Below are 23,097 nucleotides of genomic sequence, written 5' to 3'. Positions count from 1 at the left end.
CCATCGACCGGACCACCTACAAAGCCACCATCAACATCAACATGCTCACGAGCACCCCTTGACGCCTCCAGCCCCGCCCTAACTGAACGGCGTTGCCCCTAGGCCTCGAAACCCGAGAGGAGTGCCCATGGAAACCCCCGAGCGAGCACGGCTGGACGCCTTCTTCCGGAGGATCACCGCGCAGTTTCCCGCCGGTCAGGCGATCACGACGCTGGTCATCACTCACCTGCTCCCGGAGCGACCTGCGTTCTTGCGCGCCATGACCGCGGTGTCCACGATCGGCGCCGTCCTCCCCAAGCCCCGGTCGATCCACCAGCCGACCCTCGACACCGTCCGCCGCACCCTGCCGGTCCACGACCTGAGCCGCGAGCGGTTCACGGACGAGACCCAGGCCCTGCACTACCTGGAGGACACGGCCGGCGGCCAGGACGTCGTCCTGGTCGACATCGGCGGCTATTTCGCAGCCAGCCTCGACACCCTCGTGAACAAGTTCTCCGGCCGCATCCTCGGCGTCGTCGAGGACACCGAGAACGGACACCAGCGGTACGCGGCCCTCGGCTCGCTGCCCTGCCCCGTCGTATCCGTGGCCCGCTCACCGCTCAAGGACTGCGAAGACCACCTTGTCGGCCGGTCCATCGTGTTCTCCACCGACGCCCTCGTCCGCGCCCGCGGGGACATCCTCACGAGCCGCAGCGCCTGCGTCATCGGCTTCGGCAAGATCGGCCGCTCCATTGCGCAGACCCTGCGTGCCCAGGACCTGCGCGTCACCGTGTACGACAACGACGCGGTCAAGCGGGTACAGGCGCACGCCCTCGGCTTCCACACCAGCGCGTCCACCACCGAGGCCGTCCACGACGCGGAACTCGTCCTGTGCGCCACCGGCAATCTCGCCCTCCGGCACGAGGACTTCGCCGCCCTGCGCAATGGCGCGTACCTCGGATCGGTGACCTCCTCCGAGGACGAACTCGAACTCGGCAGCCTCGACGACCTCTACGAACGCCGACCCGTCGGACCTCGAATGACCCGATACGAGGTCACCGGCCATTACTTCTACGTTCTCGCCGACGGGGGTGCCGTCAACTTCGTGCACGGCGCCGCCGTCGGCACCTACATCCACCTCGTCCAGGCCGAGATACTCGCCGCCACCGCCGCACTCAGCCACGGGCGGTTCCAGCCCGGACTGCACGAGATACCGGCGGCCGACCGCGACGCCATCGCCAGAACCTGGCTTCGCCACTTCGAAAGGTGACCTCGTTGCCTCCCTCCACCGAACACGTCCGTGCCGTCACGGAGGCGTACCTCGCCCGCCACCCGGACGAGCGCGGCTCCCTGACGATGCTGTTCGCCGCGCTCACCGACGCGGACGATCCCACCAGCCGCAAGACCTTCCCCGCCCACGTGACCTGCAGCGCCATCCTCATCAACGGTGAACGGCACGTGCTCCACATCCTGCACAAGGCGTCCGGGAAACTGCTGGCGCCCGGCGGGCACAACGAACCGTCCGACCAGCACCTGCGCGAGGCCGCCCTGCGCGAACTGCACGAGGAGGCCGGCATCCCGCCCAACGCCGTCTTCCCCCTCGCCGGCCACGGAGACATTCCCCTCGACATCGACGTGCACGCGATCGACGCGAACCCGTCGAAGAACGAGCCGGCCCACCACCACGTGGACTTCCGTTGGGCCTTCCGCCTCGCGGTCGATCACGCGGTGACGCTGCAGGAGGAGGAGGTCGACGGCTACCAGTGGCGGCCGTTCGCGACCGCGGCCTCACCCACCGTCCGCGCCAAGCTCGCCCAGCTCACCTGAAGCCCCCTTTCCCGACCACCAGGAGGACGCCGTGGCCGCCACCACAGCCCGACCGACCGCCGCCCGACGGCGCCGGCACATCGCCGTCATACCGTGCCGCTGGGGTGCCTCCCGCTTCCCCGGCAAACCACTGGCCCTCCTCGGCGGCATGCCGCTGCTCTGGCACGTCCACCGGCGCTGCCTGGAGGCCAAACGCCTTGACGGAGCCATCGTCGCGACGGACGACGAACGCATCGAAGAGGCGTGCCGCGAACTCGGCATCGACTGCATCCGCACCGGGGAGCACCTCACAGGCACCGACCGCGTCGCGGAGGTCGCGGAAGCCCTGCCAGCCGACGGATACATCAACGTCCAGGGCGACGAGCCGTTCATCGCAGCCGGTGCGATCGACGCCATCTCGGAAGCTCTGGAGCGCTTGCCTCCGGGCACGCTCGCCGTGAACGCGTACACCGAACTGGTCGACATCGCCGCCGCCCTGGACAACAACGTCGTCAAGGTCGTCGTCGCCGCCCGGGGCGACGCCCTGATGTTCTCGCGCCATCCCATCCCCTATCCGAAGGGGGAGCGGCCGAAGTACGCCCGGCAGCTGGGCTTCTACGGGTTCACTGGCCAATCTCTCCAGCGCTTCCGAGAACTTCGGCAGGGGCCCTTGGAGCGCGCGGAAGGAGTGGAGATGCTGCGCTTTGTCGAGCACGGCCACGCTGTACGGATGGTGCGTGTCACGGACGACGGCGTCGCGGTGGACACTCCAGAGGATCTCGCGCGAGCCAGCATCCTGCTCGCCCAGTACGCGGAAGCATGACTTCTCCTCACCGACCAGCTACACCAGAACAGGAAGCGATGCCAGTCCGCGGACGAGACGGGTGCGCCGCCAGTCCAGTTGGTCAGGCTGCGCAGCAAGCCGGATCCCAGGGAACCGAGTCAGTACCGCTCGCAGGGCGATCTCCGCCTCGGCCTTGGCCAGGGGAGCGCCGACACAGCGGTGGATGCCATGGCCGAAGCTGAGATGAGCGCCGGCGTCTCGGTCCAACTCGAGCAGGTCCGGCGACGGGAACCGCTCCGGGTCGCGGTTGGCGGCTCCGAGAGCGACCAGCACCGGGACACCGGCCGGGATATCGGTACAGCCGAGAGTGACGGCCTCCGTGGTGAACCGAAAGGTGGCTGTACTCACGGGGGAATCGAACCGAAGCAGCTCATCCAGCACGGCTGGGATATCGTCCGGATTCTCCTGAAGGCGATCCAGCTCGGCACGGCGCTGGAGCAGCGCCAAGGCGGCGTTTCCGAGGAAGTTGGTGGTGGTCTCGTGACCGGCCACGAGCAACAGCACCGCCAGAGAGACCAGCTCCTCCTCGCTCAGATGGTCCTCTCCGTCGCGCGCCGAGATGAGCCGGTCAAGAAGAGAAGCACCGGGGTCCAGGCGCTTGGCGGCGATGAGGCTCGTCATGTAGTCGGCCATGGAGTACGAGGCCGCGTCGATGACGTCGGACTTGCCTGCCGCGAACAGCTCTCCTGACCAGCGTCGGACGTCGGGTCGGTCCCCCTCCGGAACTCCGAGCAGCTCGCAGATCACGATGACCGGCAGCGGTGCCGCCAGGTCGGCCACGAAGTCGAACCGCTCTCCGACGGGCCACTGATCCAGCAGCTCGTCGGTGACCCGGGCAATGAACGGACGCAGGTCCGCGACTGCCCCTGTCGTGAACGCTCTGGTCACCAGCTTGCGGAGGCGGGTGTGCTGGGGCGGGTCGCTTGCCAGCATCGTGTGCGCCACCGCAGGGTGTAGTCGACGCCGTGACCCCTTGTCCGCGAAGAAGGCGGCCGTGTCCTTCGAGAGCCGTGCGTCGCCCAGGGCTTCCCTCGCTTCCGCGTAGCCGGTGACCAGGTAGCTGATGTGCCCACCGGCCCCGGTGGGCACGGCCTGCACCGGGCACTTGGACCGCATGGCCGCATAGGTGGTGTAGGGGTCCTGGAGGAATCGGGGGTCTACGGTCGGGTCCGTCATGCCATCAGGTTCCAACCGGCTCTGGCTGACTGTCATCGGCAACACGCCCAACCGGGTGCGCGTAGGCGTTGGCCACCAGGAGGAGCCACTCCGTGTCCGCACGAAGGTCCTTGCGGGAGGCCGCCTCCGCCGATGGCAGGGCAACCTTGTCGGCGTACCGGCCGGCCTTCGCAGCGGCCAGTGCTGCCTTCACGACAGCCGCCTCGACCGCTGCGGCTCCAGCCTCTGTTCCAGCGTCGAACGTGCCCTGGGCCAGCTCCTGCACTCCGCGGGACCGGTACGGCCGAAGGGCGAGGATGCCGTCGTTGATCTCGATGACCCTGCGTTGGGGCAGGAAGTCCGAGTCGTTCGAAGTGGCCTCGTCGAAGTCCGGGTCGATGTTCGGCATCGCGGCGGACAGGTCCTGCCAGAGAGATCCGAGGACTTCGAAGGACTGTGACTCCCAGCGGCGACGCCGGGCCTGGCTCACCGGGTAGACGACAGCCGGCAGTGTGAGACCGGCACAGATCAGCAGGACGGCGAGCGCCGGAGACGTCACGCTGAAGACGCACGGCGATGACACAAGCGACGAACACTTCGAGTGGTCGGGCACCAGGTGGAAGTCCAGGCCGAGGGAGATGAGGACCGTCAGCTTGTACACCGCGTAGACGAGTGCGAAGGCGCACCCTGTTGCCGCCGTGCGCAGTCCTATCCGGACGCTGCGGCGGCGGGTCGACCTCGACTGGCTCACGGCCCGTACGAGGAAGTCGACGATGGCGAAACCGAGGTAGGAGATGAAAAGGAGCAGGTAGAGCGCGTACATCTGCGGGGAGCGACGCGTCATCTGCTCGTACGTGAACAGCACGGTCATGCCGAGGACGGAGCCGGTGAAGAGGACGAGACGCAGGCGGACCCGTCGTTGCGCTTCCGCTGGTTCCAGGTTGAGCTGGAACGAGACGGCCAGTACCGCTGTGGCGGCGGCCAGGGAAGCGCAGTTGCTCATCAGCCGGGCGACGTGCGGCACGACGTCCTCAACGGCGTTCTCGAACAGTGGGGCGTAGGTGGCGAAGGCCAGGGCGAACGAGCCGAGGAGCGCGCCCATGGCCCATGTGCCGGTCGGACGGGGCGTCCCTCGACCGAGGACCCAGTAGCTGGCAGCCGCTGCAAGCAGGCAGGCCATGCCAAGGAAGACGAAGTTCATCGTGAGAGGAACCGAGCTTTCTTGATGGGCTGGGAGAAAAGCGCGTCCCAGCTGTCCGATCCCCTCGCCGGCTGATGAGAAGGGGATTCGCGTTCGCGGTAGATGCGCTGACGGATGACTGTCGCCATCATTTCCGCTTCGCGTTCGTCGGCCGTCGAGTAACTCGCGCGTCCCGACATGCGCATCACCAGCGTGGGATTCACCCCGAGAGCCTGGGCCGTATCAACATCGACCTGCAGGCTTCCGGGGTGGTCGCAGAACACGTGGCACAGTTCGTGCGTGAGTATGTGCCGCTGGTGGTGGATGGACGTGCCTTCCTCGTAATAGATGAGGTCTGCGGATGGCGTCTCGATCCTCATGCCGCAGGGTGCGTCGACAGCACCGAGCGTGCTCAGTTTTTTCAGGATGATCGGTTTCCCGCGAAGGGAGGCTATCGCCTCCCGCAATTCGCGCGTGCTGAAGCGATGCGGTAGGTGCAGGAGATCGACCTGCTTCTCACACGATTTGCGCAGTCGACTCTCGTCGATTTCTGGCAACGGCATGGCAATCCCCCCTCGACCTCGGATGCGCATCAACTTGCTAGTGAGCGACAGGCAAGAGGATGCCAAGAAGAGGGAGGAACTCACACTTCCCGGAAGTGCGAGTTCCGGTTACGGATGGTGACCTTATCTCTGCTGGGGGATGGAAAAGCTCCGGGAGGGAAATCCCCTTCGACCTTGATCGACGGTGGGTGAAGCCGGTGATCGTGGGTCACAGCGGCACGTGATATAGGTGGTTGAACAGTTGACTACCCGTTATGTCTGACTACGCTGGATGACCGATTCGCGATCCCTTGATGCCGTTTCAGGGTGCGTCGTGATGCATGTCACTTCATCACGGGATCTAATCTCGGGCCATGGGACCTCGGGACAGGCAGGTCGAGGGCGACGAACCCGACGGTGAGTCCATGCCTGATCTGCTGCGATCGTGGCGGAGTCGCATGGATCCGCGCGCGATTCCGGGCCTGGCGGCTTCAGGGCGCAGGAGTGCCGGGCTGACGCAGCGTGACGTGGCGCGTCTGACCGGAGTGAGTGAACGTTGGTACGGCGCGCTGGAGCGCGGCAGCGAGGCCAAGTACTCGGCCGACTTCCTCGATCGGCTCTCGTCGGCGCTGAGGCTGAGCCCGGCAGAGCGTCGTGCGTTGTACCTGAAGGCGGTCGGCCGTCCGCCGGCACTTGCCTCAACGCCGGACGCGGGTGCGGCAGTAGATGTGGACAAGGCGCTGCTCCAGCGGTTCCTGGACAATCAGTCCCCCGCTCCCGCCTTCGCCACGGATCTCGCATGGAACGTGATCGGCTACAACGAGCCGCTGCTTGACTGGTTCCCGTGGGCTGCCTACCGGGCCAATCAGGTGCGATGGGCTTTTCTGGAGCCGGAGGCCCGTCAGCATCTCGTGAACTGGGAACAGGACTGGGCTCGCCCGTTTCTCGGGCAGATCCGCTATGAGCGGGCTCACCACCCGAAGAACGAGGCCTTGTGGCAACTGGAGCGTGAAATCCTCGCGGGATCGCCGGCGGCGCGACGGATGTGGGATCGTCGCGAGATGGTCGAGCACTCCCACGGTGCTCTGCGTCGACTCAGGATTCCGTTTCACCAGGGTCGGGAAGTCGCTGTCCGAATCGTCGCCTTGCGGCCGATGCGCAGCGACCTCCTCCGAGTGATCGTGCTGCTGGAAGACCGTCACGGAAGCGATGCCGTCTGACCGAGGCGGAGCGCCGCATGCCGCGGTTCGGGCGGCACTCAACTCATTCGTCGTCGAGCAGTCCGGAGTCGTCCGACTCCTCCGGCATTCCCTCCAGTCGGCGAGCCTGGTCGATCACGGTGTTCAGCATGTGCAGGCTCGACGTGCTGAGCCCGTTCGCGCGCAAGGCGACCCGGCGCACACCCTGGTCGCGCATGGCGGCAACCACCTGGATCTCCGCACTCTGCCGTTCGGCCTCTTCCTCGTCGAAGAAGTAGCCCGGGTTCACGCCGAAGAATGCGGCCAACGCCCGGATGGTCTGCATCTTCGGGTTCGTGTTGGTCCCGGTGCGGAGCTGCTGGATGGCGCTTGCGGAGATGGCCACGCCCGAGGTGTCGCGGATCCCCTTTGACACCTCCGCGTACGTGTACGGGCCGCGTCCCTTCGGGTGCACCTCCCGGAACAGGTAGTCGAGCAGCTCCGCGAAAGGGCGCTCGTTCTTCTCGGTCATCCCCAGCCCTTCGTCATGACCGCCATCGTATCCACTCCAGTGGTGATCACGTCTGTCATCGTCTCGCGCGCCGACACTGCAGTTGACGCAAGGGCGCAATTGCGGTGTACGTTGACCCGGGAGTTCATCCAGTGCAGTGTTCCATGCCTGGTCAGAGTGGGTGCGGAGAAGCTGGACTTGAGCCAGGGGCCGCCATATGGTTCTGGTCCCCGCATAAACGGATCACCGGTCGGGGGCCGGTCAGGAGGGGGAGGCGATGTACGCACAGGGGCCATGACGCCTGCCGGGGTGGATGAGAACGGCGCCCGGGAGCTACCAACTCCCAAGCGCCGGGCCGGCCCCCCGAAGAACGCCGATTCACATCTCGCGGGCGGCGGGGCTTTTGCACGAGAACCGCCGCACCGCGCTCCTACGAACCACGGAGTATCGCATGCTCGCCATGCCGAGTGGAATCCCGGCCTGCCCGGACACCGACCGCCAGCGCCGCCTCGCCGCCAAGCTCGCCGACATGATCCCGGGAGCGGCTACCGTCCGGGTCGGCCTCAACGACCCGAAGGAGGCGTGGCCCCACCCGCACGCCATCGTCAAGGATGCGGCCGGGCAGACCCTGGTGCTGAGGCGGACGACCGCCAGGGCCGCGGCCCGCTGGATCCTGCGGGTCTGGCCGGAGGCGGACTGGACTCGGCCGCACACCTTCGACATCGCCGAGGCGACCTTCACCCGCAGCGACCTGGTCGCTGCCGGTCGGGGCCGCTGACGTGGCGCGGATACGAACCATCAAGCCGGAGGCGTTCTTCTCCGAGTCCCTCGCCGAAGTGAGCGTCGAGGCAGAGCGGACCTTCTTCGGTCTGCTCACCCAGGCCGACGACCACGGTCGCCATCGTGACAATGCCGCGATCATCGCTGGGCTCCTCTGGCCGCTGCGAGCCGAGCACACCTCGGTCCACGTCGAGGACGACCTACACCAGCTCGCGAACGCCGGACTGATCTGCCGGTATTCCGGATGCGACGGCCGCCTCTACCTCCACATCGTGACCTGGTCCGAGCACCAGAAGATCGACAAGCCGAGCCAGTCGCGCCTGCCCTCGTGCCCGCAGCACCAGGCTGCCGACCGGTGCGCACCCTGCAAGGGCTCCTGCACCCGCAGGGCGGAGGGCTCGCGCACCACTCCCCGAGGACTCGCCGAGACCTCGGCGAGGGCACCCCGAGCCCTCGATCTGCCCGCCGCACCCGTCTCGACGGTGCCGGACCAGGCAGACGGGCCAGCCCCCGACCGGCAGGAGGCCACCGACGAAGCCATGAGCGCACCGGGGCGGGCTGGAGTTAAAAGTGCAGGTCAGAGGGTTGTCCCCGAAGACTCCCCGAACCTTCTCCGAAGCCTCCCGGGAGGATCGGCGCCTGGATCTAGGATCCTGGATCCTGGATCTCTTGTCCCTACGGGGCGCACAGCGCCCGCAGCCGGCATCTCCGCCAAGGACCTTGTCGGGGAGTACGTCGCCGGGTGCGATCAGCGCCCCCCGAACGACGTGATCGGGTACCTCGGGCGGATCGTCAAGAAGCTCCTGGACGAGGGCATCGCGCCGACGCACATCCGAGCCGGGCTGGCGAATTTCACGGCCAACCCCAAGCACCCGAGCGTGCTGACCAGCATGGTCAACGAGGCGATGAACGGCCGCCCCGGCGGTTTGGCGCGGCCGGGAATCCGGCCTAACGTGCCCGCCCACCAGGCGTGGACCAACCCGGCCAACGCTTCCGCCGCCTACGCCGAGGAGCTGTGATGCACACCCGTCACCGCGAACCGCAGCTCCTCGGCAGCGAAGCCACGCTGGAGCGCATGGCCAGGATCCTGGCCGCCCGCAACATCGACCCGGACGACGCCGCGCTGCCGGACGACGCCGAGCCCTTCTCGCCGCTGGACGCCCTGCTCGCCGGGATGCCCCCGCGCTACCAAGCGGCTGTCGCCGACCACCCCACGGTCCTGGAGTGGGTCCGGAAGGTCACCGACGCGGCCGTCGCCCCCAGCCGAGGAGCCCGACGACAGGTCACCACCGGACCCAGCCTGCTAATGGCCGGGGTCGTCGGCGCGGGCAAGACACACCAGGCGTACGGCGCGGTCCGAGCGCTGGTGCAGAGCGGCGTCGGTGTTCGCTGGCGCGCGACCACCGCTGCCGACCTCTACGCCGATCTCCGCCCCCGGCCCGGGGTCGACAGCGAGCGGGAACTGGCGGCGGTCAGCCGCTGCCCGCTGCTGATCATCGACGACCTCGGCGCGGCCAAGGCCAGCGAGTGGGTCGAGGAAGTGACGTACCGGCTGATGAACCGGCGGTACAACTACGAACTCCCCACGCTGATCAGCACCAACCTGGCAATCAGGGACCTCCGCTCCTACCTCGGGGACCGCGTCGCCAGCAGGCTCGCGCAGATGACCACCCGGGTCGAGCCGGACCGCGCCCCTGCAGCGCCGCCCCGGGCACCTACCGACCAGCGCACCTCTCCGCCGACGCCCTTGCGCGCGGAGAGCGATCGGAGCACCCCGCATGACCAGCACGACGAGCAGCCCCGCCCACCACCGTCAGCTCGGTGACCAGACTTGGAAGGCAGGCGCCGTCTGCCAGAGCACCGAGTACAACCCGGTGGACCCCGAAGTCTTCTTCCCCGAACCCGACGAGACCATCAAGATCGCCACGGCCAAGGCTCTGTGCAGCCAGTGCCCGGTCCGCCGCACCTGCCTGGACGCCGCTCTCGAAGGGGGTGACACCGACGGGATCCGTGGCGGCCTGACGGAGGAGGAGCGTGGGCCGCTGCACGACAAACTCGCCAGCCGTCTCGACTACAGCCGCGTCAACGCCACCATCGCCGGGCGCGACGTGCACCTCACCCATGCGGAGCGCCGTGCGGTCGAGCACGCGGCCTACCGCCACGGAGTGAGCGAGCAGCGCCTGGCCTGGCTTCTGAAGGTCACCGAGGAGCACGCCAAGAAGCGGTACCGCGAGATCCGCCGGACCGAGCGCAACCGAACCCTGAACCAGCCCACCACGAACACCCCGCCCCCCGAGACCAGCGGCGAGCGCCTGATCCGCGACGACTTCGGGACGGCGGCATGAACACCGCAAGCGCGCCGAAGACGGCGCACATATCCGGGTGGGACCGCGCGGCTGTCGTGGCCCTCGGGGGCGCGGGATGCGCGCTGTCGTACGACGCCCTGCAGCAGATGGCCGTCGCCATCCATATCCGAGGCTTCCTCACCTACCTGTTCCCCTTGGTGATCGACGGGTTCATCGCCTACGGCATCCGCGCCCTCCTGGTCCTGCGCAACGCACCCCTGCGCGCCCGGCTCTACGTCTGGACGCTCTTCGGCACGGCCACCGCCGCCAGCATCTGGGCCAACGCACTCCACGCGGTCCGCGTCAACCAGGACATGGTCGCCGGCACCGGCCTCCGGCTCGGTGACGCGGTGGTCGCGGTGCTCTCCACCATCGCCCCGCTCGCACTGGCCGGAGCGGTCCACCTCTACATCCTCATCGCCGGGGCCCGGTCAATGACACTGACCGGCAGAACCTCGGTCAGCCCGGTCGCCTCGGTCAGACCGACCGGGGCGACGCCATCAAGGTCACCCGGACCGACCGAGCCGGTCAGCAGCGGTCAGCGGTCGGTCAGGTCAAGCCCGGTCAGTCGGTCACCGCTCTGACCGACCGGCTGCCGCTGTCCGCGACCGACGAGGACGCCGCCCCCCGGTCAGCGACCGGAGACTCGACCCCGGCGACCAGCGGCCAGTCGGTCACCGACCACCACAACCGCGGCCACGCTGCCCCTGACCTGCCGGGACAGGTGGACAAGGGGCGGACGGGCGCTGACCGCCCCGACAGTGCGGCCCCGGTCGGTGATGGCCAGGGCAACCCGGCGGCGGTCAGTGCCCCGCCGGTCACTGACCGGGCCGCCCGGCCGACTGGTGACCGGCGTCCTGACCCGGACACCGAGGAGTTGCTGAAGATCGCCCGGTCGGCGGTCAGGGCCGAGGACAAACTGACCCGCAAGGTGGTTGCCCAGGCGATCCGAGGTCAGCAGATCCCGCTGTCCAGCGACACCCTGACCGCGCTGATGGCCCAGCTGCGCGAGCAGCATCGCCAGCCGGTCACTTCCTCCCGGCCCTGACCGAACCTCCAGGGAGTGGGTGACCAAGCCGGTCACCCCGGCCGGTCACCCGCTCCGCATGTCTCCGAGACACCCCCGCCACAACAGAAGCGGAGAGCACCCGATGCGCACCCACCCGGCCACGCCCGCCGAAGTCGACTCCTGGCTGTCCGTCCTGCACCAGCACGGACACCTCCACCGCGCCCGGTCCGGCCCCGACACCACCTGGATCGTGCAACGCGAGCAGCACGATCGGCCCTGGACCCTGCACCACCCCGTCCTGGCCATGGACTGGATCGAGGAACTCGTCCGCGAAATCCAGCAGCAGGACCCGGAGACGAGCCGGTGAACACCAACGACCCGGCGGCCACCCCCGCTGGACAGCAGCGTGACCTCACCACGGCTCCTGGCGGAGCAAGCTATCGCGTACGACGGTCCTACGGCCCGTCGTACGCACTTGCCCCCGCCCAGGAGGGCGGGGGCAGCCCGGCTGGTCCCCGAGCGAGGGCGCACGGGGACCAGCCGGGCAACCGGCACCAGGGGGCGCCGGTCACTGGGGGAGAAGCAGATGGCCCTGCCGACCGCGAGCATCCGAACCCGAGCACGCCCGCCTTCCCCGACCGCAAACCGCGCCGCCGCCGCCGCAACCCGAGCGAGCGCGCCCGCAAGACGACCACCCGCCTCTCCGACGCTGAGAAAGCCGAGATCGCCGAAGCCGCCACCGAGCGCGGCCTCACCGTCGCCCGCTTCCTCGCCACCGCCGGCCTGAGCACCGCCCGCGGACACGCGGCCGTGCACAGCAACGACCAGCTCGACTCCGCCATCGACGAACTCGCCGCATCGCGTACCGCGCTGGCCCGGATCGGCAACAACATCAACCAGATCGCCTTCGTCCGCAACAGCGGTTGCTACCCACGCGCCGGTGAACTCGAACACGCGCTGGGCGCGCTGACAGGACTTCTCGCCCGCGTCGACGACGCGGCGAACGACCTGGTGACCAGGCGGCTGTGATGGTTCCCGACATCGGACGCGGCTCCCGCACCCACGGCCTCCTCGTCTACCTGTACGGCCCCGGCCGGCGCGAGGAGCACACCGACGCGCACCTCGTCGGCTCCTGGGACGGCTTCGCCCCCGATCCCGGCCGCGACACCGGCCTCGACCCCGACCCGAAGGTCACCCTCGCCCGGCTCACCGCCGCCCTGGACCTGCGGGTCAAGCAGGCCGGCGACCGCGCGCCCGCCAAGCACGTCTGGCACTGCTCGGTCCGCACCGCCCCCGGGGACCGGCGGCTGGACGACGAGGAGTGGAACGCCGTCGCCCAGCGCATCGTCCACGCCACCGGCATCGCCCCCGCTGGAGAGCCCGACGGCTGCCGGTGGATCGCCGTCCGCCACGCGGAGGACCACATCCACATCGTCGCCACCCTTGTACGCGGCGACCTGCGCAACCCGCGCCTGAACTACGACTTCAACAAGGCCCAGGCCGAATGTCGCCGCATCGAGAAGGAGATGGGCCTGCGGCGCCTGAACGCCGGCGACGGCACCGCAGCGAAGAATCCCAGCAGCGCCGAGAAGTTCAAGGCCGAGCGCACCGGCCGCTCGGAAACCTCGCGCGAGACGCTCCGTGAGGCCGTTCGTCGAGCCGTGGCGGGAGCGGACTCGGAGGAGGAGTTCTTCACGCGGCTCCGCGAGGCGGGGGTGCGGGTGAAGCTGCGGCACGCTCCGTCCGGTGACGCGCTCGGCTACAACGTGGCACTGCCCGGCGACCGCAACCGCGACGGAGACCCGGTCTGGTACCCCGGCTCCAAACTGGCCCCCGACCTCTCCCTTCCGAAGATCCGCCTACGCCTCACCGACGGTGCCGCAGAGCCGAGCGCGCCCGCGGTCGCCGCTGACCGGACGGACTGGTCACCGCCCGCCCGTCAACGACGCAACGCAGTCGTCATCGCCGAGCACTCGGCCACGCTCCTGGAACGCGACGAGGACGGCGAGGCCGCCGCTCAGCTCGTCGGCGTCGGAGAACTCCTCGACGCGGTGGCCCAGACCTCACCGGCGTCCACCCGCGCTGAGTTGGCCGCAGCAGCTCGCGCCTTCGAGCGGGCGACCCGCAGCCATGTCCGCGCCGAAAGCGCCGACACCCGGGCCCTCCGTACAGCCGCCCGGGGCATCGTCCAGGCCGGCGGGGCGCTCGGCCGAGGCGAGGACGGCGGCACCACCGCCATGCTCGTCTCCACCCTCGTCCTGGTCACGCTCGCCGCCGCCCGCTGGCACTCCGCGCGTGGGCACGCCCAGCAGGCCCACGCCTCCCGACAAGCCGCCGCGCACCTGCGCACCGCCTACCGGCAGGCCGCTGCCGCCCCGATGCGAGTGCTGCACGACCAAGGCCGAGCCCTTCCAGAAGCCCAGCGCCGCACGCACGAAGCCACCCTTCGCGCCGTCCTGCCGGAGAAGGTCGTACGGGCAGGAGGCACGGAAGCGAGGACCGACGCCTTGATCGCCACTCTCGCCCAGGCCGAGCGGGCAGGCCACGACTCCGAAGCCCTCCTGCGCCAGGCCATCGACATGCGCGAACTCGACAGCGCCGATGACGTAAACGACGTCCTGGTCTGGCGTCTGCGGCGCGTTGCCCAGCTCCCGGCACACCCGGGCGAAGGTGCCCGTCGTCCGCAGGCCGCCACCCGTCAGGCCACCACGCCGAGCAGCCGCACCAGCGAACGGAACGCGACGGCAGCCGCACCGCTCGGGACTGTTCAAGACCCCAACCGCCGCTCGCCGGGTCGCTGACCAGGTCGAACCGGTAGTCGACCACCGACCGAGCGGACGCCGCGAAATGTATGGACAGCCGGTCTACCGGCTGTTACGGATGAAGACAGGACCGACAACCGGGAGATGACGCTCGTGCTCAGAACCACCACCCGCACCACGGAGCCGGCACCCGCGCTGCCAGTCCTCCCCACTGCTACCGACCCCCTGCTGCATCTCCAGACCGAGACGCGGCCAGCCGACGGACCCGGGGCGATTCGCTGCGTCGGCCACTCACGCGAATTCGCTCTCGGCGGCATTCCCGTGATGTGTTCCGCCTGCCGTGCCCGACGCGACTGGCTGCTCATCAACCATGGGCGTAACGTCTGGGTCCGCTGCCGGTGCGGCGACCAGTGGCTCGAGCCCGGGATCAGCCGCGCCGACTTCGACGCCCTGCTCGGCGGCCCGCACGGGACGACCTACCCGAGTGTCGAGGCGGGCTTGGCTGCGCTCGGGTTCGACGGCGTATTCGCCGGCATCTACCTGGAGTAGGCGAGCACCAGACGGAACGCCGAGGGGCGCCACCGGTGACGGGGATTCTTGAAAATGGCTCTGTCCGCAGTTCCGTGAACGGACATATGGCAGGGAGCGAACGTGCCGCATGTGGCACTTTGGCCAGATGGCAAAGAGCGACCGGGAACGCGCGGTAGAGGCTGGATCTGGAACGAGAATGTCCAGCCCTTCTTGGCTCTCTTGGCGCGTTACGCCAGCTATGACTTCGATAGCACCGATTGGCAGGTGGTCGAACTCGGCCTTGAAGCCACCGATGATGAGCATCTGGATCACTGGTACAGGTATCCACTCGTCGGATCGGGCCAAACCCTGAGCTGCTGCTGAGAGCGGACACCCTGATAGCGGCATTTTCCACCAGGCTCGTCGCACGAGGCGAGCGCGAGTCGCAACCCTCGATGCTGGGTGAGAATTCGGGTCCGGAGGAGGGCGAACGAGGCTCGGCCATACATGGCTCTCTTGAGAGTCTTCACCCGGTTCACGTGCTCTTCGACCGCCCCGGAGCTCCAGGGCAGCGTCAGACCGGCGGTCACCGCGTCGAGATCCTGGCGGAGGAAGCCGGCAAAGCCTCTTGTGGGTTTTGGTGCGTCCTGCTCCACCTGCCGGATCCACTCCTGCAGCAGGTATCCGCGCCGGTGACGGACCAGGTCGGCGAACGTCCGAGCGAGGTCGCAGGCTCGGGCGATGTCCGGGCAGGCGAGCCGGACTCGAAGGAGTCGCTCGTCCTGGCTTTCGGCGAGCGTCTCTCGGGGCCGCATGATCCACGAGGTGATCTTGCGAGGGCTCGGAATATCGGCCCGGACGGGCTCGGCGGTGCCCGCGCGGAGGGCGGCGAGGTGTTTGCGGACGACCTGGCGGCTGCCGCAGTAGCCGCGGGCCTGGATTTCCAGGAACAGGCGGGTGCCGCTGACCTGGCCTTGGGCTTCGGTGAAGCGGGCGCGTTGAGGTAGGTTTTGAACGGCTCCAGGACGCCGTCGGGGCGGCTCTCGCGGGCGGAGGCCAGCAGCTCGTCGAGCAGCGTTTCTCCAGCAGGCGGTGGATGCCTTCATAGCGGTGGCGGGTGCGTTCGATGACCTGGGTGCGAGGCAGTTCCGCGGGCGGTAACAGCATCGGGGGCGGCTCCGGAACCTCGGTCACCGTCTCCTCCTCGGCACGTTTACGCAGGCAGTCGCGGTGCTGGTGACAGGTCTTCTCAACTGCGGCGGACAGGTTCTGCAACAAGTGCCACCGGTCGGCCACTTCGAGGGCGTGAGGGGCGGCTTCCCTGACTGCCTTGGTGTAGGCGGTGGCCCGGTCCCGGCAGATGATCTCCGAGCTAGGATGATTCTTGAGCCAGGCCGCGAACGTCTTGGAGGTACAGTCGGGCAGCACGTCCACGACCCGGCCGGCCTCGACGTCGACCAGCACGGTGCCGTAGGTGCAGCCCTTGCGGAAGGCGAACCCGTCCACCCCCAGCACCCGCGGCGCACGGTCCGGCACCGTCGGCGCCGTTGACAGTCTGAGCAGTTGCGTCCGGCCCGCGGTCAGCCGCAGGCGGCGGCACAGTCGTGCGGCGGGACGGCCGCCGAGCTCGATCGCGATCGACCGCAGCCAGCCCGGTGCTGGAGCGGCGATAGCGCGTGGACAGACCCGGTACCTGCTCGACGAAGGTCGTGCGAGAGCAGCTCTTCCGGTCGCAGAAGTATGGGCGCACCAGCAGTCGGACGATGACCCGGCGTGAGCCCAACGGCCTTTCATATAGGTCGCGTTGATAAGTGCTGTGCACGCGGCGGGCCTGCTTGCGGCAGTTTGGGCACCGGCCCGGGCGGGCCGTCGACACCCCCCGCCACCAGGATGCCGGAGGAGTCGCTCACCTCCTCCACCCGCACATCGATCCCGGGAAAGAGCACAGCCTCGACCGTCTTGCTCGCCATGCTGGGGCGTACTCTGCCGAAACGATCCCTCGCTCACTTCGCTGACCTGGGGATTCACGGAACTGCAGACAGAGCCAGATTCAGATAACGCCATCAGCGGCACTCGGAGCCGAACCGCAGCCGCCCACCCGATGGAGTGATGCGCACTCATGAGACCGCGGCGCCGCGACCCCTTGTGACCTTGCCCTCGACGAGGCGGGGCCAGAGCCGGTCGTTCGACGGCCACCGCCCGAACCCGTGCAATACGCGGTCAGTTACTGCCCGGGTTGATGGCTCAGGTTGAGCCGGGAGACGAGCAGCCCGAGATCGTGCAGAAGGTTGGCAAGAAGCTCGCTCAGACTGATCAGCTCAGCGTCTTGACTCACGCTGTCAAAACCCATCGGGGTTCTCGTGGCGGTTCAGGTCTCGAAGGCGAAGGCACACGAAGTCTGTTGCAGTGAGAACGCCGAGGAGGTCCTCGTTGGCTATGACAACGCCCCTCACCCCGGCGCCGGGATGGATTCGGCAGGTCACGCGGTCGGTGTCGGCATCGATGAGGGACAGGCTCTCGTCGGCGCGCACGACCAGTGCGGTTGGGCGGCCGTGTACGGTCAGCAGACGCAGGATCGGCTGCTGGTTACGGGGCATCACGTCGTTGAAGCGCCACAGTGGTGCGCCGGTTAAAGCGTGGAACACCGAGACGCCCCCGTCGAACAGCAGGCCGATCGCCGGCTCGTCGCGCCACAAGCCAAGGTGGTGCCCCTCTTGAGTGAGGCTGGGCAGCGGAGACATCGAGAAACCGGACGTTCTTTCAGGGAGGCTGTAGACCGTCAGGCGGTCAGGGTTGTTGAACCGTACTGCTGCGAGCAGACGGTCCCCGTGGTCCAGGTACTGCACGTCGACTTCGCGGCTTACCGGGAGAGGCCACTGCCCGACCTGCTGTCCCTCCATCGACCAAGCGGCGAGCTCGTCGATGCTCCGTGCCACCACCACGGCTTCGCCTCGCATGCGGCCGAGTTGCGGTTTGAGTACTCCCCGGGCACCGGGGAGGCGGACGTCGCGGGGGGCGGGGTCAAGGAGGGTCACATGGGGATCACCCATCATCCCGGTCAGCCCGTCGTATTCCATGGGTGGCAGATCCCGGTGGCCGACGACGTGACGGAAAGGGGAGCCGTCGGAGACCGGTACACGTAGATCTTCGCCGGTGGCGGCGTCACGGAAACTGTTTCCGACAATGAATACCGGACGGCCGGCGAACTTCCCCGAGCTCAGGCTGGAAGGTGACCACAGGCCGGTGCGTTCGCGGTGTGCCCGGGTGCCCGTCGCTTCTAGGCGCCACACTCTGGGTGCGGGACCAGCGCCCTTCCACGAGAGGACCCGATATCCCTGGGCGTCCGGCTGGAGGTGGACGAAATCGCCAGGGGATCCGCTGATCTCGACGCGGGCCTGTTGCTGGCCGTCGAAGCCGATGACCCCGATCTCTCCGGCAGGGTGCTCCTGTCCGTACACCAGGACCGTGCTCTCGGGAGTCGTGACGAGTTCCGCCCAGCCCCACCGTGAGGCCGCCGTCCACTCCGTAAGGGTGGGGTGGTGATCGGTCAGGTCGCGTGTCCGGGACTGTTTCGCCTCGGCCTCGAGTCCTGCTGAGATCACCCACGTTCGGTCATTCCGCACCGCGACGGACAGCACGTCCGTGCCTGCGGAACGGGGGACATGATGGGTGGGATGAGCCCTCCACCCGGCGGCCGGGTCGATTGTCCACTCTCTGATCGGACCGGCTACCTCAAGGTGAAACTTTGGGCGGGTGCCTGCGAGCGTCACGATGAGCCGCCCTGCGCGGGTGCCCAAGCCGAGGTGCCAGCCCCGGGTTCTGTAGAGCCGGGACCACAGGTCGTCGAATTCACCTTCTCGCACGCCGATCCGGGTCAGTTCGCTCCCGGTCGCAGGATCCGCCAGCCGGATCGCTTCCGGCTCCAGCAGGGCCACCACGTGCCGGCCCTCAATGCAGGCGAGCGCCCACGCGACCGCCTGGTGTGGCGTCACGGGGCCGAGTGGCATGCGGTCGCGGAGGTCGAAGAGGCGCAGCATGCCATCGATATGTGTCCGGTCCTCAGTGGCGCAGGAAACGACGAGCAGCAGTGAAGTGCCTGTCCCGGGCAGGGGAACGAGCCCTCGCACCGCGTGCTCGGCGGCCCCCGGCAGGTCACCCAGCGTCGCCCCGGTCTCGAAGTCCCACATCCGTACGCGGTTTGGGGTCTCCGCCGTGACCACGACCTTGCGCCCGTCGATTTCCAGCAGGGTCACGGCGGTGACCTCGCCGTCGTAGCTGCCGATCGTCCGGTACTGCTTCGTGGCGTCCTCGAAGGGCAGGATCCACTGCGTTTCCCAGGGCAGGACCTCTCCCCGGTGAAGTATCGCGTTGCACAAGTCCCGTGCCTCGGACTGCAGCGCGGCCAGTTGGAGTTGGGCCAGCCGCGCCCGACGGTCCGGCTCTCGGAACATCTCCGCACCCACCCGCTCGTAGGCGCCTCTCGCCGCGAGTGCCGGACCGGTGCGCACCACGGGCAGAACTTGCTGCAGGGCTGTCGGCTCGGCGTTGATCAGGAATACCGGATCGCACACCAGGTCGTCGAGGAGGTCACTGGCGGCTGCGTGGGTGGCGAGGTGGTTCAGGATATAGGGATCAGCTGCGGACCAGTTCGGCAGTCCGGTTGCGGGGTCGGGCGGGACCAGTCGGGTCAGGGCGCGGGTGACGGAGGCCAGGTGTTCGGGGGTCACGTCGGCGCGGAGTTCGTCGGCGAACGACTCGTGGTACATCCGGTACACGGAACGCCCGTGGTCATCCAACGCTTCGACGATGTACGCCGCGGCCGTCCGCATCACCCACCGGATGTCGTCCGCGGTCACCCGGGTGCCGGTCAGGGCTGAGGCGATCGCAGGCCACAGGACGGCGGCTGGCAACCCGGAGCCCTCCGCGAGTGCGAGCGGACGAAGGAGGGAACGGCCGCGCTCGGTGTCCGCGCCAAGCTGGTCGCTCAGGGCCCACTCGAAGGCGGGACCGGTCGGGTGGGGTGCGGTGCGCTGCAGCCGCGGGATCCCTTCTTTCCAGCCGGGGAAGGACGTGTCGACGGGTACCGGTCGGTGTGCGAGAGCCCGGGCCACGAGGCGCGCGACGAGGTAGTTGCCGTCTGCGAGTGCTGCGATCTCCCCGGCGACGAGTGAGGCGGTGGAGGCCGGGTACGCGCTGGTGCTGCCGGTCCCGTCGGGAGCGCGGAGCAGCTGGCGCGCGTAGTCGGCGAGGTCTTCGTCTTTGCCCCAGCGCGGGTCGTCTAGGTCAAGCGGGACGAACTGGGGGCCCAGCGCCTTTACGACACCTGGCCGGGTACCGACGATCAGCCGGACGCACGGGATCGCGGCGAGCGGCGCCAGGAAGGTGACGGCGATGTGCTCCGCCTCTCGGTCCCCGCTCGCTGTGCCCGCCTCGTCCAGGGCGTCGATCACGAGGACGAGCGACTCCAACCGTTCGGATAGAGCCTGGAACAGTTGGTGAGGGGACGTGGTGTCCGGCAGTCCGGCGGCGTCCGCCACAGCGGCGGCGATGTCGGCCAAGAGCTTGTGGCGGGCGTGGATCGCCGCATGGACGGGGCGGTCGACGCCGTGGCCGGCCGGGAGGCGGTCATCGAACACGGCCCGGGGAGCGAGCAGGACGAGCCGGCCGAGCAGCGCGGACTTTCCGACGCCGGGGCTGCCGGTCACCACGATCTGGCGGGACGGAGGCAGGGTTTCACCCTGGGGCCCGGCCGTCATCCTACTGTCCAACCAGGCCATGAGGGCCCGCAGTGCCTCACCCCGGCCGGAGAAGTATGATCCCCGGTCGGTCGCCCGCTCCAGCCCTCGCCCACGCGGGCCGAAGTGACTGAGCAATTCCTCCCTCCGCCGACGGCCCTCAGCACTCAGCGCGGCCTGCTGTTCGGCGAGGTCGGCGCCTTCCTCAGGGACGTCCGGCGTGTAACGGGGATTCGGGAGGAACGGGACCTCGTCCCCGCCGCTGAGTGTCCCGAAGGTCGCGTGCTGGTCGGTACTCCTGCTTGCGAGGATCTCGTTGATGCGTTCGACGACCGGCTCGACATACAGCCTCCGCTGGCGAGGGCCGCCGAGGATCGCGTCGTCCACCGCATCCCGGAACGCTTCGGCGAAAGCCCCGTCCGCGGCCTCCTCCAGTGGGCGGGCCGCGGCGATGACGGAGAACGACGTGAGCTCGTGCTGGTTGGCTTCGCGGGTGGCGGTCAGGCTGCGGGCAAGTTCGCGGAGCACGTCGGCAACTCCCTGACCGGCGTAACAGGTGTCGAGGATCAGCAGCAGCCGCCGCAGGCCCGTTTCGGTGACGATGCCGACGATGTCTTCGGCAGCCAGGGCGCTGCCCTTCAGCTGACGGGGGTGACTGTCCCGACACAGCAGGTAGTGCCGGTCGTCTCTGCTGCGGTCTCCGTGGCCGGTGTAGTACAGGACCAGGACACCTTCGCTTCGGCCCTCGCCCTCGGCGGCGGCCCAGTCCACCAACTCCGCGCGCAGTTCCTGTGCCGTACATCTGGAGATGCGGCGCGGGTACCGGTATCCGAGCCGGTTAAGCACGTCGGCCATGGCGTTGAGATCGCTTTCCACGCATGGCAGTTGCTCGTAGTGCTCGTACTCCCCGTTGCCCGCGAGGACCCCCCACCGCGGTACGGAGGCGCCCGTCACGACACGTCCCGCGCAAGACCCGCGGCAATCGCGGCGCCGGTCTCGACTGCGGTCAGGTGGCGTTCAATGGCGTGGGCGCGCCAGCCGTTGTCGACGAGGACATCGGTGACCTCCCTCGCCTTGCCGGGGAAGAGCGGGGCGAGTTCTTTGACGAGAGCGACGACATCCGCGCGGTCGCAGAGGTTGGTCCAGTTACGCACCAGGCCAGGCCACGAGCCCTTCCCGGTCTGCGGTCTCGGGCGCAGCCGGTCGAAGACCAGGTTCGGGATGCCCAGCGGGGAGCCGATGGTGACCAGGGTCGTCACCGGCCACTCTGGGTGGGCGCACAGAGCCTCGTAGGCGATGAGGGATCCGAGGGAGTGACCGACGAGGACGCGGTTGTCGTCTGTTACGCAGGCGGCGATCTCACGTTGGATGCGGTCACGGACGCCACCATCATCGGTGAGGTAGCGGCGCACCTGCTTCAACACGCCGATGAGGAAGCGGTCGGCGGTGCCCGCCAGGAAGGATGACCTGGCGAGCGCGTGCAGCGCCCGCTGCACGGTGTACGGGACGGGGGCCTTGAGCTGCGCCGCACCAGTCTCCGGCGACGGCACGCGGCCAGGCTCCCGCCGGGCCGCCTCCAGCCATAGCGCCAGCAGCAGTTCGACCTCGAAGGGGTCAGTCACATCGCGATGGCTATACGCCGGCTCCCCCTTAGTCGGAGTTGAGCCGGGCGGTCTGAACCAGTGCCCGTAGAAGGCGACTTCGACATCTTCCGCCTTCACCGGCGGCCCTCCGGCCAGGCGTACCCCGTCGAGGAGCGCAGATGCGATGCCACCGTGGAGCGAGCGTGCGCCCAGGTACTGCTTGCCGATGCCGTGCACGACCACGATCGCTGCCATCAGCCTTCTTCCCCCGAAAATGCTCCAAACAGAGCCGAGATTCTACCGGCGGTTGCTCGGATGCGGGGAACTCGGCTTGTCAACGGCCTTTGCGTGCCGACTTCTCCTGCTCTCCTGCCGCTGACCTGGGGATTCACGGAACTGCGGATAGAGCCGTTTCCAAGAATCCCCATCACCGGCGAATCGGTGGCGCTCCTCGGCGTGTAGATGAGGGTCAGCCGCGTGCGGTGCCCTTTGACAGCCCGCCCCGGAAGTCACACCCCGGGCAATTCGTCCTCACCCTTGACGTGTCTCCTTCGTACCAGCCGTGGACCGCCGCATGCAGGATGGCCTCCTCTACGGTGGCCTCGCCGCTACGGACCGACTCGATGGCCCGGCTGACGATCAACCCGAGTACGGCGTTGTCGGTCGAGGGGAATGGGGGGCGAGGGCATCTACGAGTCGGGCGTCATGCCCGCAGCCTACGGGCGAGTACCCGCTCGGTCAGTTGGTCGGGGTGGTCTCCTGTCGGGGGAGCTGTGCAGGTCGCTGCGAAACCCCCGGCCGACCGGCCTCCAGTTCTGGAACGTGCACGACTTCCAGCGGGGACGGTCCGGCACGCTGTCGTCGTCGGGCGCGGGCAGGCTGCCCCGGCTCTTGCGGCTGCGGGTCGCGCCGACGCTGATACCCAGGTGGGCGGCGACCTCCGGGTATCCCCAAAGCATCTGGTCGTCGGTCATGGTGTCCCCCTTCGTTGGGTCGAGCGTACGCAACGCGCCGGTGGACGCACGACGAGGCCGCCCCTGCCTGAGCGGCATGGGGCGGCCTTCGACGGTCCTCGGTCAGACCCCGGCCTAGGGCCTGTTGCGAAAGTGACGGTAGTTGCCGCTGTGAGTGCTGATGTGGCTGGCTGCTACCTTCCGGAGCCATGACCGACAGCGTGT

At 68.5% G+C, this 23,097-nt stretch carries 21 protein-coding genes and 1 pseudogene; 14 read left to right on the top strand and 8 right to left on the bottom strand.

The genetic code is table 11. The features are described from left to right. Nucleotides 1-127: 127 nt before the first annotated feature. From ACIQ1J_RS34990 to ACIQ1J_RS34980, 3 genes are read left to right on the top strand one after another with little or no spacing between them, the layout of a single operon-like run. Nucleotides 128-1,249, top strand: coding sequence for an adenosylhomocysteinase (locus ACIQ1J_RS34990; RefSeq protein ID WP_403563377.1), 1,122 nt, complete (start codon nt 128-130; stop codon nt 1,247-1,249). After that, nucleotides 1,246-1,806 (top strand): NUDIX hydrolase, encoded by a 561-nt coding sequence (locus ACIQ1J_RS34985; RefSeq protein ID WP_403563375.1) that lies wholly within the window; start codon nt 1,246-1,248, stop codon nt 1,804-1,806. Before ACIQ1J_RS34990 ends, ACIQ1J_RS34985 begins: the two co-directional genes overlap by 4 nt. A gap of 31 nt (nt 1,807-1,837) precedes the next feature. Further along, nucleotides 1,838-2,608 (top strand): 3-deoxy-manno-octulosonate cytidylyltransferase, encoded by a 771-nt coding sequence (locus ACIQ1J_RS34980; protein ID WP_403563373.1) that lies wholly within the window; start codon nt 1,838-1,840, stop codon nt 2,606-2,608. Between the two features lie 18 nt (nt 2,609-2,626). Here the strand turns inward: ACIQ1J_RS34980 and ACIQ1J_RS34975 are convergent, their stop codons facing one another. From ACIQ1J_RS34975 to ACIQ1J_RS34965, 3 genes are read right to left on the bottom strand one after another with little or no spacing between them, the layout of a single operon-like run. Then, a complete protein-coding gene (locus ACIQ1J_RS34975; RefSeq protein WP_403563371.1) occupies nt 2,627-3,805 on the bottom strand; it encodes a cytochrome P450 in 1,179 nt (392 codons plus the stop codon). Between the two features lie 4 nt (nt 3,806-3,809). Next, nucleotides 3,810-4,985 carry an MAB_1171c family putative transporter gene (locus tag ACIQ1J_RS34970; RefSeq protein ID WP_403563369.1) on the bottom strand — a complete coding sequence of 392 codons (1,176 nt, stop codon included), beginning with the start codon at nt 4,983-4,985 and terminating at the stop codon, nt 3,810-3,812. Beyond that, nucleotides 4,982-5,527 (bottom strand): regulator component, encoded by a 546-nt coding sequence (locus ACIQ1J_RS34965; protein WP_403563367.1) that lies wholly within the window; start codon nt 5,525-5,527, stop codon nt 4,982-4,984. Before ACIQ1J_RS34965 ends, ACIQ1J_RS34970 begins: the two co-directional genes overlap by 4 nt. Before the next feature lie 404 nt (nt 5,528-5,931). Between ACIQ1J_RS34965 and ACIQ1J_RS34960 the strand changes: the two genes are divergently transcribed. Continuing rightward, entirely contained in the window at nt 5,932-6,726 is a 795-nt protein-coding gene (locus ACIQ1J_RS34960) for a helix-turn-helix domain-containing protein (RefSeq protein ID WP_403563365.1), read from the top strand. 43 nt (nt 6,727-6,769) lie between these two features. On the opposite strand, the gene ACIQ1J_RS34955 is transcribed toward ACIQ1J_RS34960, so the two are convergent. Then, nucleotides 6,770-7,216, bottom strand: a complete 447-nt coding sequence (locus ACIQ1J_RS34955; protein WP_403563363.1) for a Secondary metabolite protein — start codon at nt 7,214-7,216, stop codon at nt 6,770-6,772. 430 nt (nt 7,217-7,646) lie between these two features. Here ACIQ1J_RS34955 and ACIQ1J_RS34950 point away from each other — a divergent pair, with 430 nt between their 5' ends. The 10 genes from ACIQ1J_RS34950 to ACIQ1J_RS34905 all read left to right on the top strand — a co-directional run bounded on the left by ACIQ1J_RS34950 (nt 7,647) and on the right by ACIQ1J_RS34905 (nt 14,640). Further along, entirely contained in the window at nt 7,647-7,973 is a 327-nt protein-coding gene (locus ACIQ1J_RS34950) for a transcriptional regulator (protein WP_403563361.1), read from the top strand. A 1-nt stretch (nt 7,974) separates the two neighbouring features. Continuing rightward, a complete protein-coding gene (locus ACIQ1J_RS34945; RefSeq protein WP_403563359.1) occupies nt 7,975-8,994 on the top strand; it encodes a hypothetical protein in 1,020 nt (339 codons plus the stop codon). Then, nucleotides 8,994-9,800 (top strand): ATP-binding protein, encoded by an 807-nt coding sequence (locus ACIQ1J_RS34940; protein ID WP_403563357.1) that lies wholly within the window; start codon nt 8,994-8,996, stop codon nt 9,798-9,800. Before ACIQ1J_RS34945 ends, ACIQ1J_RS34940 begins: the two co-directional genes overlap by 1 nt. Then, a complete protein-coding gene (locus ACIQ1J_RS34935) occupies nt 9,754-10,320 on the top strand; it encodes a WhiB family transcriptional regulator (protein WP_403563355.1) in 567 nt (188 codons plus the stop codon). The genes ACIQ1J_RS34940 and ACIQ1J_RS34935 overlap by 47 nt, the downstream gene beginning before the upstream one ends. After that, a complete protein-coding gene (locus tag ACIQ1J_RS34930; protein ID WP_403563353.1) occupies nt 10,317-10,904 on the top strand; it encodes a DUF2637 domain-containing protein in 588 nt (195 codons plus the stop codon). Before ACIQ1J_RS34935 ends, ACIQ1J_RS34930 begins: the two co-directional genes overlap by 4 nt. 293 nt (nt 10,905-11,197) lie before the next feature. After that, complete coding sequence (locus tag ACIQ1J_RS34925; RefSeq protein ID WP_403563351.1) at nt 11,198-11,368, top strand: hypothetical protein; 171 nt, start codon at nt 11,198-11,200, stop codon at nt 11,366-11,368. A 103-nt stretch (nt 11,369-11,471) separates the two neighbouring features. Then, nucleotides 11,472-11,696 (top strand): hypothetical protein, encoded by a 225-nt coding sequence (locus ACIQ1J_RS34920; protein ID WP_403563349.1) that lies wholly within the window; start codon nt 11,472-11,474, stop codon nt 11,694-11,696. Continuing rightward, nucleotides 11,693-12,358 carry a plasmid mobilization protein gene (locus tag ACIQ1J_RS34915; RefSeq protein WP_403563347.1) on the top strand — a complete coding sequence of 222 codons (666 nt, stop codon included), beginning with the start codon at nt 11,693-11,695 and terminating at the stop codon, nt 12,356-12,358. Before ACIQ1J_RS34920 ends, ACIQ1J_RS34915 begins: the two co-directional genes overlap by 4 nt. Next, nucleotides 12,358-14,130 (top strand): relaxase/mobilization nuclease domain-containing protein, encoded by a 1,773-nt coding sequence (locus tag ACIQ1J_RS34910; RefSeq protein ID WP_403563345.1) that lies wholly within the window; start codon nt 12,358-12,360, stop codon nt 14,128-14,130. Before ACIQ1J_RS34915 ends, ACIQ1J_RS34910 begins: the two co-directional genes overlap by 1 nt. Before the next feature lie 105 nt (nt 14,131-14,235). Continuing rightward, nucleotides 14,236-14,640, top strand: coding sequence for a hypothetical protein (locus tag ACIQ1J_RS34905; RefSeq protein WP_403563343.1), 405 nt, complete (start codon nt 14,236-14,238; stop codon nt 14,638-14,640). Between the two features lie 290 nt (nt 14,641-14,930). Here ACIQ1J_RS34905 and ACIQ1J_RS34900 read toward each other — a convergent pair whose 3' ends face one another. The 4 genes and pseudogenes from ACIQ1J_RS34900 to ACIQ1J_RS34885 all read right to left on the bottom strand — a co-directional run bounded on the left by ACIQ1J_RS34900 (nt 14,931) and on the right by ACIQ1J_RS34885 (nt 22,174). Continuing rightward, nucleotides 14,931-15,707: a transposase gene (locus ACIQ1J_RS34900; protein WP_403563341.1), complete on the bottom strand. Its 777-nt coding sequence runs from the start codon at nt 15,705-15,707 to the stop codon at nt 14,931-14,933. Nucleotides 15,708-15,864: 157 nt separating this feature from the next. Next, nucleotides 15,865-16,395: pseudogene (locus tag ACIQ1J_RS34895) on the bottom strand (transposase); the annotation flags it as partial. A 545-nt stretch (nt 16,396-16,940) separates the two neighbouring features. Continuing rightward, the gene (locus ACIQ1J_RS34890) at nt 16,941-21,290 is read right to left on the bottom strand and encodes a caspase family protein (protein ID WP_403563339.1); all 4,350 of its coding nucleotides are present in this window, start codon (nt 21,288-21,290) and stop codon (nt 16,941-16,943) included. After that, nucleotides 21,287-22,174, bottom strand: coding sequence for a hypothetical protein (locus ACIQ1J_RS34885; RefSeq protein ID WP_403563337.1), 888 nt, complete (start codon nt 22,172-22,174; stop codon nt 21,287-21,289). Before ACIQ1J_RS34885 ends, ACIQ1J_RS34890 begins: the two co-directional genes overlap by 4 nt. Nucleotides 22,175-23,097 lie beyond the last annotated feature (923 nt).

It is taken from the genome of Streptomyces sp. NPDC097107 (assembly GCF_044762405.1).
Classification (GTDB): Bacteria; Actinomycetota; Actinomycetes; order Streptomycetales; family Streptomycetaceae; genus Streptomyces; species Streptomyces thinghirensis.
The sequence above is the reverse complement of the archived record's forward strand: the minus strand, read 5'-3'. Positions and strand labels throughout refer to the sequence as shown.

Bases quoted from the DNA above. Each gene is read 5' to 3' on its own strand.
- ACIQ1J_RS34930 (WP_403563353.1), top strand. From the start codon at position 10,317: ATGAACACCGCAAGCGCGCCGAAGACGGCGCACATATCCGGGTGGGAC.
- ACIQ1J_RS34885 (WP_403563337.1), bottom strand. From the start codon at position 22,174: ATGGCAGCGATCGTGGTCGTGCACGGCATCGGCAAGCAGTACCTGGGC.
- ACIQ1J_RS34965 (WP_403563367.1), bottom strand. From the start codon at position 5,527: ATGCCGTTGCCAGAAATCGACGAGAGTCGACTGCGCAAATCGTGTGAG.
- ACIQ1J_RS34940 (WP_403563357.1), top strand. From the start codon at position 8,994: ATGCACACCCGTCACCGCGAACCGCAGCTCCTCGGCAGCGAAGCCACG.
- ACIQ1J_RS34960 (WP_403563365.1), top strand. From the start codon at position 5,932: ATGCCTGATCTGCTGCGATCGTGGCGGAGTCGCATGGATCCGCGCGCG.
- ACIQ1J_RS34970 (WP_403563369.1), bottom strand. From the start codon at position 4,985: ATGAACTTCGTCTTCCTTGGCATGGCCTGCCTGCTTGCAGCGGCTGCC.
- ACIQ1J_RS34950 (WP_403563361.1), top strand. From the start codon at position 7,647: ATGCTCGCCATGCCGAGTGGAATCCCGGCCTGCCCGGACACCGACCGC.
- ACIQ1J_RS34920 (WP_403563349.1), top strand. From the start codon at position 11,472: ATGCGCACCCACCCGGCCACGCCCGCCGAAGTCGACTCCTGGCTGTCC.
- ACIQ1J_RS34905 (WP_403563343.1), top strand. From the start codon at position 14,236: ATGACGCTCGTGCTCAGAACCACCACCCGCACCACGGAGCCGGCACCC.
- ACIQ1J_RS34935 (WP_403563355.1), top strand. From the start codon at position 9,754: ATGACCAGCACGACGAGCAGCCCCGCCCACCACCGTCAGCTCGGTGAC.
- ACIQ1J_RS34990 (WP_403563377.1), top strand. From the start codon at position 128: ATGGAAACCCCCGAGCGAGCACGGCTGGACGCCTTCTTCCGGAGGATC.
- ACIQ1J_RS34955 (WP_403563363.1), bottom strand. From the start codon at position 7,216: ATGACCGAGAAGAACGAGCGCCCTTTCGCGGAGCTGCTCGACTACCTG.
- ACIQ1J_RS34900 (WP_403563341.1), bottom strand. From the start codon at position 15,707: ATGAAGGCATCCACCGCCTGCTGGAGAAACGCTGCTCGACGAGCTGCT.
- ACIQ1J_RS34975 (WP_403563371.1), bottom strand. From the start codon at position 3,805: ATGACGGACCCGACCGTAGACCCCCGATTCCTCCAGGACCCCTACACC.
- ACIQ1J_RS34910 (WP_403563345.1), top strand. From the start codon at position 12,358: ATGGTTCCCGACATCGGACGCGGCTCCCGCACCCACGGCCTCCTCGTC.